This is a genomic window from Paraburkholderia solisilvae (assembly GCF_902859875.1).
Classification (GTDB): Bacteria; Pseudomonadota; Gammaproteobacteria; order Burkholderiales; family Burkholderiaceae; genus Paraburkholderia; species Paraburkholderia solisilvae.
This window is the reverse complement of the sequence record NZ_CADIKF010000040.1, coordinates 1-16,413: the sequence shown is the minus strand read 5'-3', so window position 1 is coordinate 16,413 and position 16,413 is coordinate 1. Positions and strand designations below refer to the sequence as shown.

The window sequence follows — 16,413 nt, the reverse complement described above, 5'->3', positions numbered from 1 at the left end:
GCCTGCTGGTCGCCCACTATCCGTACGCTTTTACTGCACGCGTGGCTGACAGAAGCAGCGGCCGCTGCCTGCCGTCGGCCGCGTCACGCCTTGTCCGCACCCGCCCGGGATGCCGCCGCGGCTTCGAGCGCCTTGATCCGGTCGCGCAGCTTGTCGAGATTGCGCAGCAACGCGGCGCTTTTGTTCCACTCCGCATGCTCGACCGCTGGAAACGCGCTGGTGTACAGACCGGGCTTCAGCAGCGACTTCGATACGCCCGACTTCGCGGTGATGATCACGTAATCGCCGAGCGTCACGTGACCCGCAATGCCGACCGCGCCGCCGATCATACAATGCTTGCCGATCGTGGTGCTGCCCGCGATACCCGCACACCCCGCGATCACCGTATACGCGCCGATCCGGCAATTGTGCGCGATTTGCACGAGGTTATCGATTTTCACGCATTCCTCGATCACGGTGTCCGCCATCGCACCGCGATCGATGGTCGTATTCGCGCCGATCTCCACGTCCGGGCCGATCGTCACCCCGCCGACCTGCGGAATTTTTACCCAGCTGCCGGTGCGTGCGTCGCCTTCACCGACGAAATCCGGCGCGAAGCCGAAACCGTCCGACCCGATCACCGCGCCGGCATGCACGATCGCGCGCTCGCCGAGGGCGCAGCCGTGGTACACGGCCACATTCGGGTACAGATGCGACCCGGCGCCGATGCGCGTACCGCGGCCGATAAACACGTTCGCATCGAGACGCACGTTTTCGCCTATTACCGCGCCGGCTTCGACCGTGACATTCGGCCCGATCACCGCGCTTGGCGCGATCTGCGCGGACGCGTCGACGTGTGCGCTCGGGTGTACGCCGGGCACGGCCTTCGGCGCCGCGAGATCGATAAACGCCTGCGCGACGCGCGCGAAGTAAGCGTACGGATTCGGCGTGACGATGAAGTTACGTCCATCGGGCGACGCGAGTTTTGCGAGGTCGTCCGCGTTGATCAGCACCGCCCCTGCCTGGGTGGTATCGACCTGCGACAGGTACTTCGGGTTCGCGAGGAACGCCAGATGTTCCGGGCCGGCCTGATCCAGCGGCGCCAGGTTGCTGACGCGCTGCGTGCGGTCTCCGATGATGTCGCCGCCGAAGCGGCTGGCGATCTCCTCGAGCGTAAAAGCCATGCGTGACCTGCTCCTGATTTCGTTTAGCGCCCAGGTTGGCGCTTATCGGGGTATCGGAATGAGACGCTTCGATACCGGCTTGCTGCTCGCTTGCTACTCGTGCTGCGTGGTTGCGCTGTTGTCCCGGGTGCGTCCGGTTTGCGTCTAGTTCGTATTGTTCGGTGCGGCCAGCGCCTTCAGCACCTGGTCGGTAATATCGATACGCGGGCTCACGTACACCGCTTCCTGCACGATCAGGTCGTAATGCTGCTGCTCGGCAATCTGCTTGATGACCTTGTTCGCGCGATCGAGCACCGCGGCAAGCTCTTCATTGCGGCGCTGGTTCAGATCTTCGCGGAATTCGCGCTGCTTGCGCTGGAAGTCGCTGTCGAGCTGCGACAGGTCGCGCTGCTTCTGCGCGCGGTCGCCCGGCGACATCGACGGGCCGTTCTTGTCGAGCGAATCGGACAGCGACTTCAGACGCTGCGCCATGTCCTGCAGATCCTTGTCGCGCTTCGCGAACTCGGCTTCGAGCTTCGCCTGGGCCGCCTTCGCCGCCGACGACTCGCGCAGGATACGGTCCGAATTGACCGCCGCAATGCGCGCCTCCTGTGCCTGCGCGGCGTGCACGAGGCCCGCCCCGAGGGTCACGGCCAGCGCCAGTGCACATGCCACACGTTTCGAAATCATACCGGTTAGCAAAGTCATCCTCTCGATACTGTAAGGTTCGCCGTTCGTCCGATCAGAAGGCCGTCCCGATCTGGAACTGGAACTTCTGATACTGGTCGCCAGCGTGCTTCTGTACCGGGAAGCCCAAGCTCAGCTTGAGCGGCCCGATCGGCGAAATCCATGCGAGACCGACACCGTAACCATAACGCAGGCCGTTCGAGCCGACCGTCGTGTCGCCGCCCTGGCGCGGGTCGCCCCACACGTTACCGGCATCGAGGAACGTGAACACGCGCAGCGTGCGGTCGTAACCGGTACCCGGCAGCGGGAACGTCAACTCGATATTGCCGACGAACATCTTGTTACCGCCGACCGGATCGTTGGTGGTCGTATCGCGCGGACCCAGCGAGCTCGGCTCATAGCCGCGCACCGACCCGATACCGCCGGCGTAGTAGTTCTTGAAGATCGGGAACGGATTGCCGATACCGTTGCCGTAGCCGCCCTGCACGTTGAAGCCGAGCACGAAGCCGCGCGAAAACGAGTAATAGTACTGCGCCTGCAAGTCGGCCTTGTAGTACTGCGTGCCGCCGATCGGCGTGCCGTATTCCGCGTTCGCCTGCGTGAAGTAACCGCGGCTCGGCACCAGCGCGCTGTCACGCGCGTCGCGCGACCAGCCGACCGTGAGCGGCACGTTGTTCGACACGCGGCCGAAGTCCTGCACGTAGTTCTTGTAGGTCTGCGGCGTGTTCGCGTCGACGTCGAGCGTGTTCTGCTCGAAGCCCACGCCGAAGAACACCGTGTCCACTTCCGAGAACGGAATGCCGAACTTCAGGTCGCCGCCCACGGTGACGATCCGGAAGCTCGAATCGGTCGAATAGAAGAGCGGTTCGTACGTGCGGTAGTAGACGTCCGTGATCCGCTTGATGCCATCGACCGTGAAGTACGGGTCGACCTGCGTGACCGTCAGCGTGCGGTACGTCTTCGCGGTATTCACGTTCACCGACAGGCTGGTGCCGGAGCCGAACACGTTGTCCTGCGACACGCCGGCGGACAGCACCACCTTGTCCGTCGACGAGAAGCCCGCACCGAGCGTGATCGCGCCGGTCGGTTTCTCGGTCACTTTCACATCGACGTCGACCTGGTCGGGCGTGCCTTCGACCGGCACCGTCGTCACATCGACATCGGTGAAGTAGCCGAGACGGTTGATGCGGTCCTTCGACAGCGCGAGCCGGTTCGAATCGAACCACGAGCTTTCGAGCTGGCGCATTTCGCGGCGCACCACTTCGTCGCGCGTACGCGTGTTGCCGACCACGTTGATGCGGCGCACGTACACGCGGCGGCTCGGGTCCACCTGCAGCGTGAGGTCGACCTTATGGTGCTCCTGGTCGATCTGCGGCAGTGCGTTCACCGTGGCAAACGCATAACCGTATTCGCCGAGCTTGTCGACGATCGCCTTGGTGGTGGACTGCAGTTTCTCAGCCGAGAAACGCTCGCCCGGTTTGATCTTGATCAGCTTGGTGAGCTCCGCCTCGCGATCGAGCAGATTGCCCGCGAGCTTGATGCTCGAAATCGTGTACGGCTCGCCCTCGTGCAGCGTGATCGTCAGGTACATGTCCTTCTTGTCGGGCGTGATCGACACCTGGGTCGACTCGATGTTGAACTCGAGATAGCCGCGATTCAGGTAGTACGAACGCACGTTTTCGAGGTCGCCGGTGAGCTTTTCCTTCGAATAGAGATCGTTCTTCGTGTACCAGGAAAACCAGTTCGGCGTCGACAGCTGCATTTCGTCGCGCAGCGTGCCGGTGCTGAACGCCTTGTTGCCGATAAAGTTGATCTGGCGGATCTTCGCGCTCGGGCCTTCGACCACCGAGAACAGCAGCCCGACGCGGTTACGGTCGATCGGCGTGACCGTGGTGGTCACCTCCGCCGCATAGAAACCGCGCGTCAGGTACTGGCGCTTCAGTTCCTGCTCGGCCTTGTCGACCAGCGCCTTGTCGTAGTACCGGCCTTGCGACAGGCCGACCGAGCGCAGCGCCTTGGTCAGGTTGTCCTTTTCGAATTCGTGAATGCCGGCGAAATCGATCGTGCCGATTGCCGGGCGTTCGATTACCTGGACGATCACGACGTTGCCTTCGGTCGCAATCTTGACATCGTTGAAAAAGCCGGTGGCGTACAGCGCGCGGATGGCTTCGGAGGCTTTATCGTCGGTGAACGTGTCGCCCTGCTTGATCGGCAGGTACGAGAACACCGTACCCGGTTCGACCCGTTGCAAACCCTCGATCCGAATGTCTTGCACCACAAAAGGTGTCGTTGCGTGGGCAACCAGCCCATACGCGGCGAATGTCGCCGCTACAACTGATTTAGGAACAAAGCGATGAGGTTTGAACAACGTGCTTCCCCAGTGTTATAGCTGCATCAGGTCCGACGGTCGTCGCGAACGCCGCCTGACACCTTTAAAAATGGATTAAACGAGCAAGATCGTTGAAAAGCGCAATCGCCGACAGGGCGACGATGCAGGCAAGTCCCGCTCTTTGAAGAACCAGCTGCCAGCGATCGGATACGGCTTTGCCGGTAACCGCTTCAACCAAATAATATAACAGATGCCCCCCGTCCAATACCGGAATTGGTAAAAGGTTGAGAACGCCGAGGCTAATGCTGACAAGCGCGAGGAATGACAGGAATGCTGATGGTCCGAGCCTCGCGCTCTTGCCGGCGTAGTCGGCAATCGTCACGGGGCCCGACAGATTCTTCAGCGACGCTTCGCCGACAATCATGCGGCCGAACATCCGGATCGAATAAACGCCCAGCTCCCACGTGCGATTCGCACCGAGCCGCAGGCTCTCGAACGGGCCGTAGCGCACGTCGATCGACGGCACATGGGTCGCGAGTTCCGCGCCGATGCGGCCGATATTTTCGCCGGTCGCCTCGTCGCGCTGCACGGCCGGAACAAGGGTAATCGTGTGCAACGTGCCCGCTTGCGAACCGCTTGCGCCGCGCTCGATTTGCAGCACGATCGGCTTGCCCGCATGCGACTTGACGTAGTTGATGAAGGTCGTCGCGTTGTCGGCCGGATGGCCGTCGACCGCGCGCAGCCGGTCGCCTGCCGCGAGACCCGCGCGTTGCGCCGCGCTGCCCGCCTGCACGCCCGCCACCGACAACGCGCCGCCGCCCGGCTCGAAGCCGAGGCGCGACATGAAATTGTCATCGACTTCCTTGTCGGACAGACCGTCGAGGTTCAGCGGAAATTCGAACGTGCCGTTCCGGTCGGTCGCGGTCAGCACGATGCCGCGATGATCGAATGCCGCGCCGAGCAGCTTCCAGCGCAAGTCCGACCACGACCGCACCGGTTCGGTTTCGCCGCCGCTCGCATCGCGGACCGCGGTGACCGTTTCGCCGCCTTCGAAACCCGCGTGCGCGGCGGCGGTGTTCATCGCCGGCGCGGCGACGATGGCCGCCGGCTCGGTGACGCCGGTCGCGAACACCGCGGCGAACAGCACGATGGCCAGCAGGAAGTTCGCAATCGGGCCGGCCGCGACGATCGCGAAGCGCTTCGCGACCGACTGGCGGTTGAACGCATAGGGCAGTTCGCTGTCGGGAATGCGCGCGCCCTCTTCGCGCTCATCGAGCATTTTCACGTAGCCGCCGAGCGGCAGCATCGCGATCGTCCACTGCGTGCCCGTTTTCCTGCTGACCCACTGCACGAGCGGTTTGCCGAAACCGATCGAAAAACGCAGCACCTTCACGCCGCACAGACGCGCGACGCTATAGTGGCCGTACTCGTGTACGACCACCAGCACGCCGATCGCAACCACGAAGGCGAGCACTTCGGTCAGCAGATTCATAAACGCCTCACTGGATGGCGCGCTCCGCGCGCTGCGCTTGCGCCGGCAGCCTGTCGACGATCGACGCCGCCGCGCGCCGCGCCGCGGCATCCGCTTCGATCACGTCGTCGAGGCTCGCCGCATCGCGATTCGGCAGCGCGTTCAATACCGCATCGACGATCTGCGCAATCGCCGTAAAACGGATGCGGCGCGCAAGAAATGCGTCGACGGCCACTTCATTGGCCGCATTGAGCGCTGCGCTGGCCACGCCGCCTGCAGCGAGCGCTTTCATGGCGAGCGCAAGACACGGGAAGCGCGTGTAATCGGGTTTCTCGAATGACAGCGACGCGATCTGCGCGAGATCGAGCTGGGCCACGCCCGAATCGACACGCTCCGGAAACGCGAGCGCGTGCGCGATCGGCGTCCGCATATCAGGGTTGCCCAGCTGCGCGAGCACCGACCCGTCCGCGTACGACACGAGCGAGTGAATCACGCTCTGCGGATGGATCAGCACGTCGATACGGTCGCCGGCAAGGCCGAACAGCCAATGCGCTTCGATCACCTCGAGGCCCTTGTTCATCATCGTCGCCGAGTCGACCGAGATCTTGCGGCCCATCACCCAGTTCGGATGCTTGCAGGCCTCTTCCGGCGTCACGTCGGCGAGGCTGGCGGGCTCGCGCGTGCGGAACGGCCCGCCCGACGCGGTCAGAATGATTTTCGACACGCCGCCGTGCAGCGCCGCTTCGCGCGGCAGGCACTGGAAGATCGCATTGTGTTCGCTGTCGACCGGCAGCAGGATCGCGCCGTGGTCTCGCACCGCGTTCATGAAGATCGCGCCGGACATTACCAGCGCTTCCTTGTTCGCGAGCAGAATGCGCTTGCCGGCGCGTGCGGCGGCAAGGCTCGGCGCAAGACCGGCCGCGCCGACGATCGCCGCGACCACGGTGTCGCAGCCGTCGCTCGCCGAGACGTCGACAAGCGCCTGCGGCCCGTGCAGCACCTCGGTTTTGCAACCCGCCGCGCGCAGCTTGTCCGCCACCTGCTGCGCGGTCGCGGCGTCGCCGACCACGGCGACTTCCGGTTGAAAGCGCAGGCATTGATCGGCAAGCTTGTCGCCGTTGCGATGCGCGCTCAGCGCGTAGACCGAGAAGCGCTCAGGATGCCGCGCCACCACGTCGAGCGTGCTGTCTCCAATCGAGCCCGTGGAACCGAGCAAGGTCAATCGTTTCTTCATCTCTCTTTTCTCTAGCCGAGCAGCAGCATCGCAAGCGGCAGCACGGGCAACAGCGCATCGATGCGATCGAGCACGCCGCCGTGGCCGGGCAGCAGGTTGCTCGAATCCTTGACGCCGGCCTGGCGTTTCAACATCGACTCGAACAGATCGCCGACCACGCTGAACGCGACGAGCAGCGTCAGCGCAATCAGCGCGCGCACGGAACCGAGGCGTTCCAGCAGCGTAAAAAACAGGGTCGGCTCGAATGCGCGGGTCAGCGCCGCGACGAGCGCCACGACGATCACCGCAAGCCAGCCGCCGATCGCCCCCTCCCAGGTCTTGCCCGGGCTGATCGCCGGCGCAAGCTTATGCTTTCCAAACGCCTTACCGGCGAAGTATGCGCCGATATCGGCCAGCCACACCACCAGCAACAGGGAAAGCACGAATGCGACGCCGTTCATGCGCGCGGCCACCAGCGCGTGCCAGCAGGCCGCGAACACCGCAATGCCCGCCGCCAGCAGAAACACGCGCCAGCCGCCCGCGGCCAGCACCGGTCTGCGTATCAGCACGAACGGACCGACCAGCACCCAGAAGATCGCCGCCGCCTCGAACAGCGGCCGCGGCGCAACCAAACCGACACCGAGCTTCGTGCTCGCAACCAGCGCCAGCGCCGCGACGATTGCGTAGACGATCGGCCCCGCGCCGTTCAGCTTCAGAAGACGCGCCCACTCCCACGCCGCGAATACGACCACGAACGCGATCAGCGCGCCGAATGCACCGATCGGCGCATACAGCGTGACCGGCAAGAACACCGCCAGCAGAACGATCGCCGTGATGACACGGGTCTTTAGCATGAAAGCGAGTCGGCGTTCTGGGACTGCGGCTCGAGTTGCGCGCTGGTGCGACCGAAGCGCCGCTCCCGGTCGGCATACGACGCGATCGCATGGCCGAGCGCGTCGGCATCGAAATCCGGCCAGAACGTGTCGGTGAAATAGAACTCGGTGTACGCGAGCTGCCACAGCAGGAAGTTGCTGACGCGCTGCTCGCCGCCGGTGCGGATAAAGAGGTCCGGCTCCGGTGCATACGCCATCGCGAGATGCTCGCTAAACGCTTCCTCGCTGATGTCGACGGGGCGCCCCGCGAGCACCGACTGATCGACCAGCTTGCGCGTGGCCTGCATGATGTCCCAGCGGCCGCCGTAGTTCGCGGCAATGGTCAGCGTGAGCCGCGTATTGCGCGCAGTCTTGGTTTCCGCGCGACGGATCAGATCCTGGATGCGCCGGTCGAATGCCGACAGGTCGCCGACCACGCGCAGCCTGATGCCGTTCGCATGCAGCTTGCCGACCTCGCGCTCGAGCGCCGTGACGAACAGGCGCATCAGAAACGACACTTCGTCTTCCGGACGCCGCCAGTTTTCCGAACTGAACGCGAATAGCGTCAGGTATTCGACGCCGCGCCGCGCGCATGCCTCGACGGTCGCACGCACCGCGTCGACGCCGCGCGAATGGCCGGCCACGCGCGGCAGCCGGCGCTGCGTCGCCCAACGGCCGTTGCCGTCCATGATGATCGCGATGTGACGCGGCACAGCCGAGACATCAGGTACGAGAACGGTTGAACTGGTATAGGTCATGGCCGTCGGGAAGTGACTCTGCAAATAAAGAAGTAAAGACTTGAAGGCGCGGATGCCGTGCGGCATCAGACCGTCATGATCTCGGCTTCTTTGGTCTGCACGAGCTTGTCGATTTCCGCGACGAATTTATCCGTCAGCTTCTGCACGTCGTCACCGGCGCGGCGCTCTTCGTCTTCGGAAATTTCTTTGTCCTTGACGAGCTTTTTCAGCTGCTCGTTTGCATCGCGGCGCAGATTGCGCACTGCAACCTTCGCCGTTTCGCCTTCGCTCTTCACGACCTTGGTGAGCTCGCGGCGGCGTTCTTCGGTCAGCGCCGGCATCGGCACGCGGATCAGATCGCCCTGGGCGGCCGGGTTCAGGCCCAGGTCCGATTCGCGAATGGCTTTCTCGACCACCGTGACCATCTTCTTTTCCCACGGCTGCACGCCGATCGTGCGTGCGTCGACGAGCGTCAGGTTCGCGACCTGCGAAATCGGCACGGGCGAGCCGTAATAGTCGACCTGGATGTGATCGAGCAGCCCCGTGTGCGCACGCCCGGTGCGGATCTTCGACAGATCGTTCTTGAACGCGTCGATCGAGCGCTGCATTTTCTGTTCAACGCCCTTTTTGGTGTCAGCCACAGACATGATTAAACCTCCGAACCTTCAAAACGATGCGAGCCGGCCAGCAGGCGGATAGCCGCGGCCCGAGGCTCGCGCTCGAGCCCAACTGATATGACAAAGAGTTTACACGTGCACGAGCGTGCCTTCGTCTTCGCCTTGCACGATGCGTTTGAGCGCGCCCGGCTTCACGATCGAAAACACGCGGATCGGCAGCTTCTGGTCGCGGCACAGCGCGAACGCGGTCGCGTCCATCACCTGCAGGTTGCGGCCGATGGCCTCGTCGAAGCTGATCGTCGTGTAGCGCGTGGCCGTCGGGTCCTTGCGCGGATCGGCCGAATAGACGCCGTCCACCTTGGTGGCCTTCAGCACGACTTCCGCGCCCACTTCCGAGCCGCGCAATGCAGCGGCCGTATCGGTCGTGAAGAACGGGTTGCCGGTGCCGGCCGCGAACACGACGACCTTGCCCTCTTCGAGCTGACGGATCGCGCGCGGCCGGATGTAAGGTTCGACCACCTGATCCATGCGCAGCGCCGATTGCACGCGCGCCTCGATGCCCGCATGGCGCATCGCGTCCTGCAGCGCGAGCGCGTTCATCATGGTCGCGAGCATCCCCATGTAGTCGGCGGTCGCGCGGTCCATGCCGGCCGCGCCGCCCGCGACACCGCGGAAAATATTGCCGCCGCCGATCACGACGGCCAGTTGCGTACCCAGCCGCACGACCTCGGCCACGTCCGCCACCATTCTTTCGATCGTCGCGCGATTGATGCCGAAGGCATCGTCGCCCATCAGGGCTTCACCGGAGAGTTTCAGGAGGACGCGTTTGTAGGCAGTGGGCATAGAGATATCCAGATCGCGCAGTAGACAACAACGTGGAACTGTAGGGGTGAAATGCTGGTTCGGGCAAGCGCCGCCAAATTCTCGGGCCATGGGCGAGGCCCTCGACGGGACTCGGGCTGCGTCGCAACCCGCAGCCCACCCCGCCGCAACGGAACGCCTTGCGCCGGGCCACCCGGCGGCACTGCCGGCCGCGGCGAAATACTACGCCGCCGCGGGTACAACGGTGAAGCAGGTTACAGGCAGATTCGAGCGGATAAAACGTAAAAACTGCAACCGTCTGCTACCCAGCCGCTGCCTGCCCGCTACCCGCCCGCTACCCTGATGCCTCGACTTCGGGTGCTACCTTAGCGCTTATTGCTGCTTTGCAGCAGCGACCTGCGCAGCCACTTCGGCCGCGAAGTCATCCTGACGCTTCTCGATGCCCTCGCCGACCACAAACAGCGCGAATTGCTGCACGCTGGTGTTCGCCGCCTTGAGCATCTGCTCGATCGTCTGCTTGTCGTTCTTCACGAACGGCTGGTTCAGCAGCGACACTTCCTTCAGATACTTCTGCACGCTGCCGTCGACCATCTTCGCGACGATCTCGGCCGGCTTGCCCGATTCGGCCGCCTTCTGTTCGGCGATGCTGCGCTCCTTCGCGATCAGATCGGCCGGCACGTCGCTGGACGACAGCGAAACCGGCTTCATCGCGGCGATATGCATCGCGACGTCCTTGCCGACCTGCTCGTCGCCGCCCGTGTACTCGACGAGCACGCCGATGCGCGTGCCGTGCAGGTAGCTCACCAGCTGGTTGGCGGTGGCGAAGCGCGCGAAGCGGCGAATCGACAGGTTTTCGCCGATCTTGCCGACCAGCGCGAGGCGCACCGCGTCGACCGTCTGGCCGTTCAGCGGCAGCGCCGACAGCGCCGCGACGTCAGCCGGGTTCTGCGTGGCGACCAGTTCCGCGACCTGCTTCGAGAACGCGTTGAAATCGTCGTTCTTCGAGACGAAGTCGGTTTCGCAGTTCAGTTCGACGATCGCGCCCGCGTTGCCGCCGATAAACGACGCGATCACGCCTTCAGCCGTCACGCGCGAGGCGGCCTTGCTGGCCTTGTTGCCGAGCTTCACGCGCAGCAGTTCTTCCGCGCGCGCCATGTCGCCGTCGGCTTCGGTCAGCGCCTTCTTGCATTCCATCATCGGCGCATCGGTCTTCGCGCGCAGTTCTGCAACCATGCTTGCGGTAATTGCCGCCATCATTCGCTCCTTGAGTCTGTCCTGAGTGCGCCGCCGGCCGCGGTTCGCACTGCGAGCCGCGCTGCCGCCGACGCCGATCCGTTTCGCCGGCGCACACCGCGGGTCGCTGTGACCTGTGCGCGCCGCGCCGTCTGCCTGCTCGTTGCCTGCCTGCTGCCTGCTTGTTGCCCGCCGGTCGCCTCATTTGCGACCGGCCTCGCGCAGGCCACCCGTTTTGCCGCCCCGGCGCGCATTGTGGCGCAGCGCAAGGCGGTCACAGCCGGGTGGCTTGGGCTTAAAAAAAGGGGGCCTCTAGCAAGCCCCCTTTTTTGCCGGACCCGGGGTTGTGTTACGCCTCCCCGTTGACCTCGACGAACTCGTCGCCGTCGTCACCGCCGCGGGCGGCCTGCACGACTTCGTTGACCGCATTCGCACGGCCTTCGAGGATCGCATCAGCCACGCCTTGCGCGTACAGCGTCACCGCCTTGCTCGCGTCGTCGTTGCCCGGGATCACGTAATCGATGCCTTCCGGCGAGTGGTTCGTATCGACCACGGCGATCACCGGCACGCCCAGCTTGTTCGCTTCGGTAACGGCAATCTTGTGATAGCCGACGTCGACCACGAAGATCGCGTCCGGAATGCCGCCCATGTCCTTCACGCCGCCGATCGACTTCTGCAGCTTCGCGATTTCGCGTTCGAACAGCAGCGCTTCCTTCTTGCTCATCTTCTCGAGCTCACCCGCCTCGACTGCCGTTTCCATGTCCTTCAGGCGCTTGATCGATACCTTCAGCGTCTTGAAGTTGGTCAGCATGCCGCCGAGCCAGCGTGCGTTCACGAACGGCATGCCGGCGCGCTGTGCCTCTTCCGCGATCGTGTCGCGCGACTGGCGCTTGGTGCCGACGAACAGGATCGTGCCGCGATTCGCTGCCAGTTGACGCACGTACTTCAGTGCGTCGTTGTACATCGGCAGCGTCTTTTCGAGGTTGATGATGTGAATCTTGTTGCGATGGCCGAAGATGAACGGGGCCATCTTGGGGTTCCAGAAGCGCGTCTGGTGACCGAAGTGGACACCGGCTTCCAGCATTTGACGCATGGTCGTTGCCATGAAAAAACTCCGCTAGGGTTGGGTCTTAAGCCGGCTGCTGTATTCCTGGCGCGGTCTCTTTCCTGGTTGGCGGCGCTGCTGCGCACCTCGTGCATGCGTTGACTGCCTGCATTCAGCACCGCACCGTATGCGAACCTGGGAAAAAACCTGACGCCGCGAACACCCTGGGTGCGCCGGCTTGCGAATAAAGCCGCCTGCCTGATTTGCCTCGCTGGCCTGCTGTTCGTTGCTTGTTCGTGCTTGTTGTTACAAGCCGCTTTTTGCAGCGACGGCGAAACCAGAAGTTGACGAGCGACTTAGCCGAAGATTATAGCACGCGACTATTGCATGACTCAACTCGCCCGAGCGTATGCGAACCTGCGGCAACCTGAGTCAAAAGCGCGCAGAAACAGGCGGCAAGCCAGTCCACCCCGCGGTACGACCCGCCGCACAACTCGCCGCACAACCCGCGCAAAATGCCCCGCCGAGCTTGCAAAAGCCTGCGGCGGCGGGAAGATGGTGCGATAATTCGCCGATAAATCCGCATCTCAGGCCCAATCTGCCGGTCAAACTTCCAAAGCTAGACCCAGCGGCCCTACCCGAAGGCCCCATTCATGGCTATTACGCTCAGAAACGCACAGGACATCGAGCAGATGCGCGTCGCCGGCCGGCTCGCAAGCGAAGTGCTCGACTACATCACGCCGTTCGTCCAGGCCGGCGTCACGACGGGCGAGCTCGATCGCCTGTGCCACGAATATATGGTGAACGTGCAAGGCACGGTGCCCGCCCCGCTCAACTATCAGCCGCCGGGCTACCCGCCGTATCCGAAATCGGTCTGCACGTCGGTCAACGACGTGATCTGTCACGGCATCCCGGGCGACAAGGTGTTGAAAAACGGCGATACGCTGAATATCGACGTCACCGTGATCAAGAACGGCTTTTTCGGCGATACGAGCCGGATGTTCATCGTCGGTGAAGGATCGATTCTCGCGAAGCGCCTCGTGCAGACCACTTACGAATGCATGTGGCTCGGCATCGAGCAGGTGCGCGCGGGCGCCCATCTCGGCGACATCGGCCACGCCATTCAGAAGCACGCGGAAGCGCAAGGTTACAGCGTCGTGCGCGAATACTGCGGGCACGGCATCGGCACGGTGTTCCATGACGAGCCGCAGGTGCTGCATTACGGGCGCCCCGGCACCGGCATCGAACTCGAAGCCGGCATGATCTTCACCATCGAGCCGATGATCAACGCCGGCCGCCGCGACATTCGCACGATGCCCGACCAGTGGACCGTCAAAACGAAGGATCGCAGCCTCTCCGCGCAATGGGAGCATACGATTCTCGTCACGCCCGCCGGCTACGAAGTCCTGACGGTGTCGGCCGGCACCCCCGAGCGCCCGCAGATCGTCGCGGCCGCGACCGCCTGATCGCCTCCTCCATCTTTGCACCCGCCTATGAGTAGCGTTCCAGCCGCCTTGCCCGAAGCCACGTCCCTGAAGGCGGACTACAAGCTGGCCAAGCACCCGTTGCTGGAGCGTTTCAAGACGGCGACCAACGTCGACGCGCCGATGCACGCGCTCGCGCGCATCACCGACGATGCGCTGAAGAACGCGTGGTCCGCGTGCGAGCTGTCCGCGTCGTTCGCGCTGGTCGCGGTCGGCGGCTACGGGCGCGGCGAGCTTGCGCCGCATTCGGACATCGACATTCTGGTGCTGCTGCCCGACGAACCGATGCCCGGCAGCGAAGCGTGCATCGAGAAGTTCATCGGGCTCGCGTGGGATCTCGGGCTTGAACTCGGCAGCAGCGTGCGCAGCGTATCGCAGTGCATCGAGGAAGCGGCCAACGACGTGACCGTGCGTACGTCGCTGCTCGAAGCGCGGCGCATTTGCGGCAGCACCGCGCTCTTCGAAGGCTTCGCGCTGCGCTATCAGGATGCGCTCGACCCGCGTGCGTTCTTCCAGGCGAAAGTGCTGGAAATGCGCCAGCGGCACGCGAAGTTTCAGGACACGCCGTACTCGCTCGAACCGAACCTGAAGGAAAGCCCGGGCGGCCTGCGCGACCTGCAACTGATCCTCTGGGTGACGCGCGCCGCGGGCTTCGGCAGCAGCTGGCGCGAACTCGAAGCGCGCGGGCTCATAACGTCGCGCGAGGCGCGCGAGCTGCGCCGCAACGAAGGCTTTCTGAAGACGCTGCGCGCGCGTTTGCACATCCTCGCCGGGCGGCGCCAGGACATCCTCGTCTTCGATCTGCAGACGCCGCTTGCCGAAAGCTTCGGCTTCAAGGCCACCGCGACCAAGCGCGCGAGCGAACAGCTGATGCGCCGCTACTACTGGGCCGCGAAGGCCGTCACGCAGCTCGCGACCATCCTGATCCAGAACATCGAAGCGCAACTGTTCCCGAACACGAGCGGCATCACGCGCGTCATTTCGGGGCGCTTCGTCGAAAAGCAGGGCATGCTCGAAATTGCCGCCGACGACGTCTTCGAACGTCATCCGAACGCGATTCTCGAAGCCTTCCTGCTCTACGAGGAAACGCCCGGCGTGAAGGGCCTGTCGGCGCGCACGCTGCGCGCGCTGTACAACGCGCGCGACAAGATGGACCAGCACTGGCGGCGCGACCCCGAAAACCGGCGGCTCTTCATGGACATCCTGAAGCAGCCGGCCGGCATCACACACGCATTCCGGCTGATGAACCAGACGAGCGTGCTCGGCCGCTATCTGCTGAATTTCCGCCGCATCGTCGGCCAGATGCAGCACGACCTGTATCACGTGTACACGGTCGACCAGCACATCCTGATGGTGCTGCGCAATCTGCGCCGTTTCGCGATGGCCGAGCATGCGCACGAGTATCCGTTCTGCAGCCAGCTGATCACGAATTTCGAGCGGCCCTGGGTGCTGTACGTGGCGGCGCTCTTTCACGACATCGCGAAGGGCCGCGGCGGCGATCACTCGAAGCTCGGCATGGCCGATGCGCGGCGCTTCTGCCGCGAGCACGATATTCCGGAAGACGACAGCGCGCTCGTCGTGTGGCTCGTCGAGCACCATCTGACGATGAGCCAGGTCGCGCAAAAGCAGGACACGAGCGACCTCGACGTGATCAAGCGCTTTGCGGAGCTGGTCGGCAATGAGCGGCGGCTCACCGCGCTCTATCTGCTGACGGTCGCCGACATCCGCGGCACCAGCCCGAAGGTCTGGAACACGTGGAAAGGCAAGCTGCTCGAAGACCTGTACCGGATGACGCTGTCCGTGCTCGGCGGCGCGCGCCCCGACACGCATTCGGAACTGAAGATGCGCAAGGAGGAAGCGCTCGCGCTGCTGCGGCTCGAGACGGTGCCCGACTACGCACACAAGGCGTTGTGGGACAAGCTCGACGTCGGTTATTTCCTGCGCCACGACGCGGCCGATATCGCATGGCAAACGCGCGTGCTGTACCGCCACGTGGAAACCGCCACGCCGATCGTGCGCGCGCGGCCGTCGCCGGTCGGCGAGGCGCTGCAGGTGCTGGTCTACGTGAAGGACCGCCCTGACCTGTTCGCCGGCATCTGCGCGTATTTCGACCGCAACGGCCTGTCGGTGCTCGATGCGCGCGTCAGCACGACGCAGCACGGCTACGCGCTCGATAACTTTATCGTTGCGCATACCGAACAGGACGTTCACTATCGCGACATCGCGAATCTCGTCGAGCAGCAGCTCGCCATCCGGCTTGCCGCGGACGGTCCGCTGCCGGAGCCGTCGAAGGGACGTCTGTCGCGGCTGTCGCGCACCTTCCCGATCACGCCGCGCGTCGACCTGCGGGCCGACGATCGCGGCCAGTACTACATCCTGTCCGTGTCCGCCAACGACCGGCCAGGCCTTCTTTATTCGATCGCGCGCGTGCTGGCCGAGCACCGGGTCGGCGTCCATGCGGCGCGGATCAATACGCTCGGCGAACGCGTCGAGGACGTGTTCCTGCTCGATGGATACGGCCTCTCCGACAACCGGCGTCAGATTCAGGTCGAAACGGAATTGCTGCGCGCGATCGCAGTGTGAGCGCAGTTTCAATTTTTTCTATGCGAACAAAGCTAACAGCGAAGCATCCGCGGCCGGCTTCGGCCGAGCGCGCGCCCGTACGATCCGGCAGCGCGGTGGCGCGCAAGCCGGTGCGATCGGCGCCGGGTAAGCCGGCAGGGGCGCCTGCTCGCGCCACGGGCAATGCGGGTGCGGGAGG

Annotated in this window: 13 protein-coding genes; 2 read left to right on the top strand and 11 right to left on the bottom strand. The window is 64.0% G+C overall.

The genetic code is table 11. The features are described from left to right. Positions 1 to 83: 83 nt before the first annotated feature. From lpxD to rpsB, 11 genes are all read right to left on the bottom strand, one after another. Entirely contained in the window at positions 84 to 1,163 is a 1,080-nt protein-coding gene (lpxD, locus tag HV675_RS22355) for a UDP-3-O-(3-hydroxymyristoyl)glucosamine N-acyltransferase (RefSeq protein ID WP_175113276.1), read from the bottom strand. 144 nt (positions 1,164 to 1,307) lie between these two features. Further along, positions 1,308 to 1,850 carry an OmpH/Skp family outer membrane protein gene (locus HV675_RS22350; RefSeq protein WP_175113275.1) on the bottom strand — a complete coding sequence of 181 codons (543 nt, stop codon included), beginning with the start codon at positions 1,848 to 1,850 and terminating at the stop codon, positions 1,308 to 1,310. 34 nt (positions 1,851 to 1,884) lie between these two features. Continuing rightward, the gene (gene bamA, locus HV675_RS22345; RefSeq protein ID WP_175113274.1) at positions 1,885 to 4,197 is read right to left on the bottom strand and encodes an outer membrane protein assembly factor BamA; all 2,313 of its coding nucleotides are present in this window, start codon (positions 4,195 to 4,197) and stop codon (positions 1,885 to 1,887) included. Positions 4,198 to 4,261: 64 nt separating this feature from the next. Further along, on the bottom strand, positions 4,262 to 5,650 hold the full coding sequence (gene rseP, locus HV675_RS22340) for an RIP metalloprotease RseP (protein WP_175113273.1): 1,389 nt from the start codon (positions 5,648 to 5,650) through the stop codon (positions 4,262 to 4,264). Positions 5,651 to 5,657: 7 nt separating this feature from the next. Continuing rightward, positions 5,658 to 6,863, bottom strand: a complete 1,206-nt coding sequence (locus HV675_RS22335) for a 1-deoxy-D-xylulose-5-phosphate reductoisomerase (RefSeq protein WP_175113272.1) — start codon at positions 6,861 to 6,863, stop codon at positions 5,658 to 5,660. Between the two features lie 11 nt (positions 6,864 to 6,874). Next, positions 6,875 to 7,696 carry a phosphatidate cytidylyltransferase gene (locus tag HV675_RS22330; RefSeq protein WP_175113271.1) on the bottom strand — a complete coding sequence of 274 codons (822 nt, stop codon included), beginning with the start codon at positions 7,694 to 7,696 and terminating at the stop codon, positions 6,875 to 6,877. Then, positions 7,690 to 8,472 carry a polyprenyl diphosphate synthase gene (uppS, locus tag HV675_RS22325; RefSeq protein ID WP_175113270.1) on the bottom strand — a complete coding sequence of 261 codons (783 nt, stop codon included), beginning with the start codon at positions 8,470 to 8,472 and terminating at the stop codon, positions 7,690 to 7,692. Before uppS ends, HV675_RS22330 begins: the two co-directional genes overlap by 7 nt. A gap of 65 nt (positions 8,473 to 8,537) precedes the next feature. After that, positions 8,538 to 9,098, bottom strand: a complete 561-nt coding sequence (gene frr, locus HV675_RS22320; protein ID WP_175113269.1) for a ribosome recycling factor — start codon at positions 9,096 to 9,098, stop codon at positions 8,538 to 8,540. Between the two features lie 99 nt (positions 9,099 to 9,197). Further along, positions 9,198 to 9,911 carry a UMP kinase gene (pyrH, locus tag HV675_RS22315; protein ID WP_175113268.1) on the bottom strand — a complete coding sequence of 238 codons (714 nt, stop codon included), beginning with the start codon at positions 9,909 to 9,911 and terminating at the stop codon, positions 9,198 to 9,200. A 351-nt stretch (positions 9,912 to 10,262) separates the two neighbouring features. Next, the gene (tsf, locus tag HV675_RS22310; RefSeq protein WP_175113267.1) at positions 10,263 to 11,144 is read right to left on the bottom strand and encodes a translation elongation factor Ts; all 882 of its coding nucleotides are present in this window, start codon (positions 11,142 to 11,144) and stop codon (positions 10,263 to 10,265) included. A gap of 328 nt (positions 11,145 to 11,472) precedes the next feature. Beyond that, a complete protein-coding gene (gene rpsB, locus HV675_RS22305) occupies positions 11,473 to 12,228 on the bottom strand; it encodes a 30S ribosomal protein S2 (protein WP_175113266.1) in 756 nt (251 codons plus the stop codon). Between the two features lie 593 nt (positions 12,229 to 12,821). Here rpsB and map point away from each other — a divergent pair. Then, a complete protein-coding gene (map, locus tag HV675_RS22300) occupies positions 12,822 to 13,634 on the top strand; it encodes a type I methionyl aminopeptidase (protein ID WP_175113265.1) in 813 nt (270 codons plus the stop codon). A gap of 27 nt (positions 13,635 to 13,661) precedes the next feature. Beyond that, positions 13,662 to 16,235 (top strand): [protein-PII] uridylyltransferase, encoded by a 2,574-nt coding sequence (locus HV675_RS22295; protein WP_175113264.1) that lies wholly within the window; start codon positions 13,662 to 13,664, stop codon positions 16,233 to 16,235. The last annotated feature ends 178 nt before the right edge of the window (positions 16,236 to 16,413 follow it).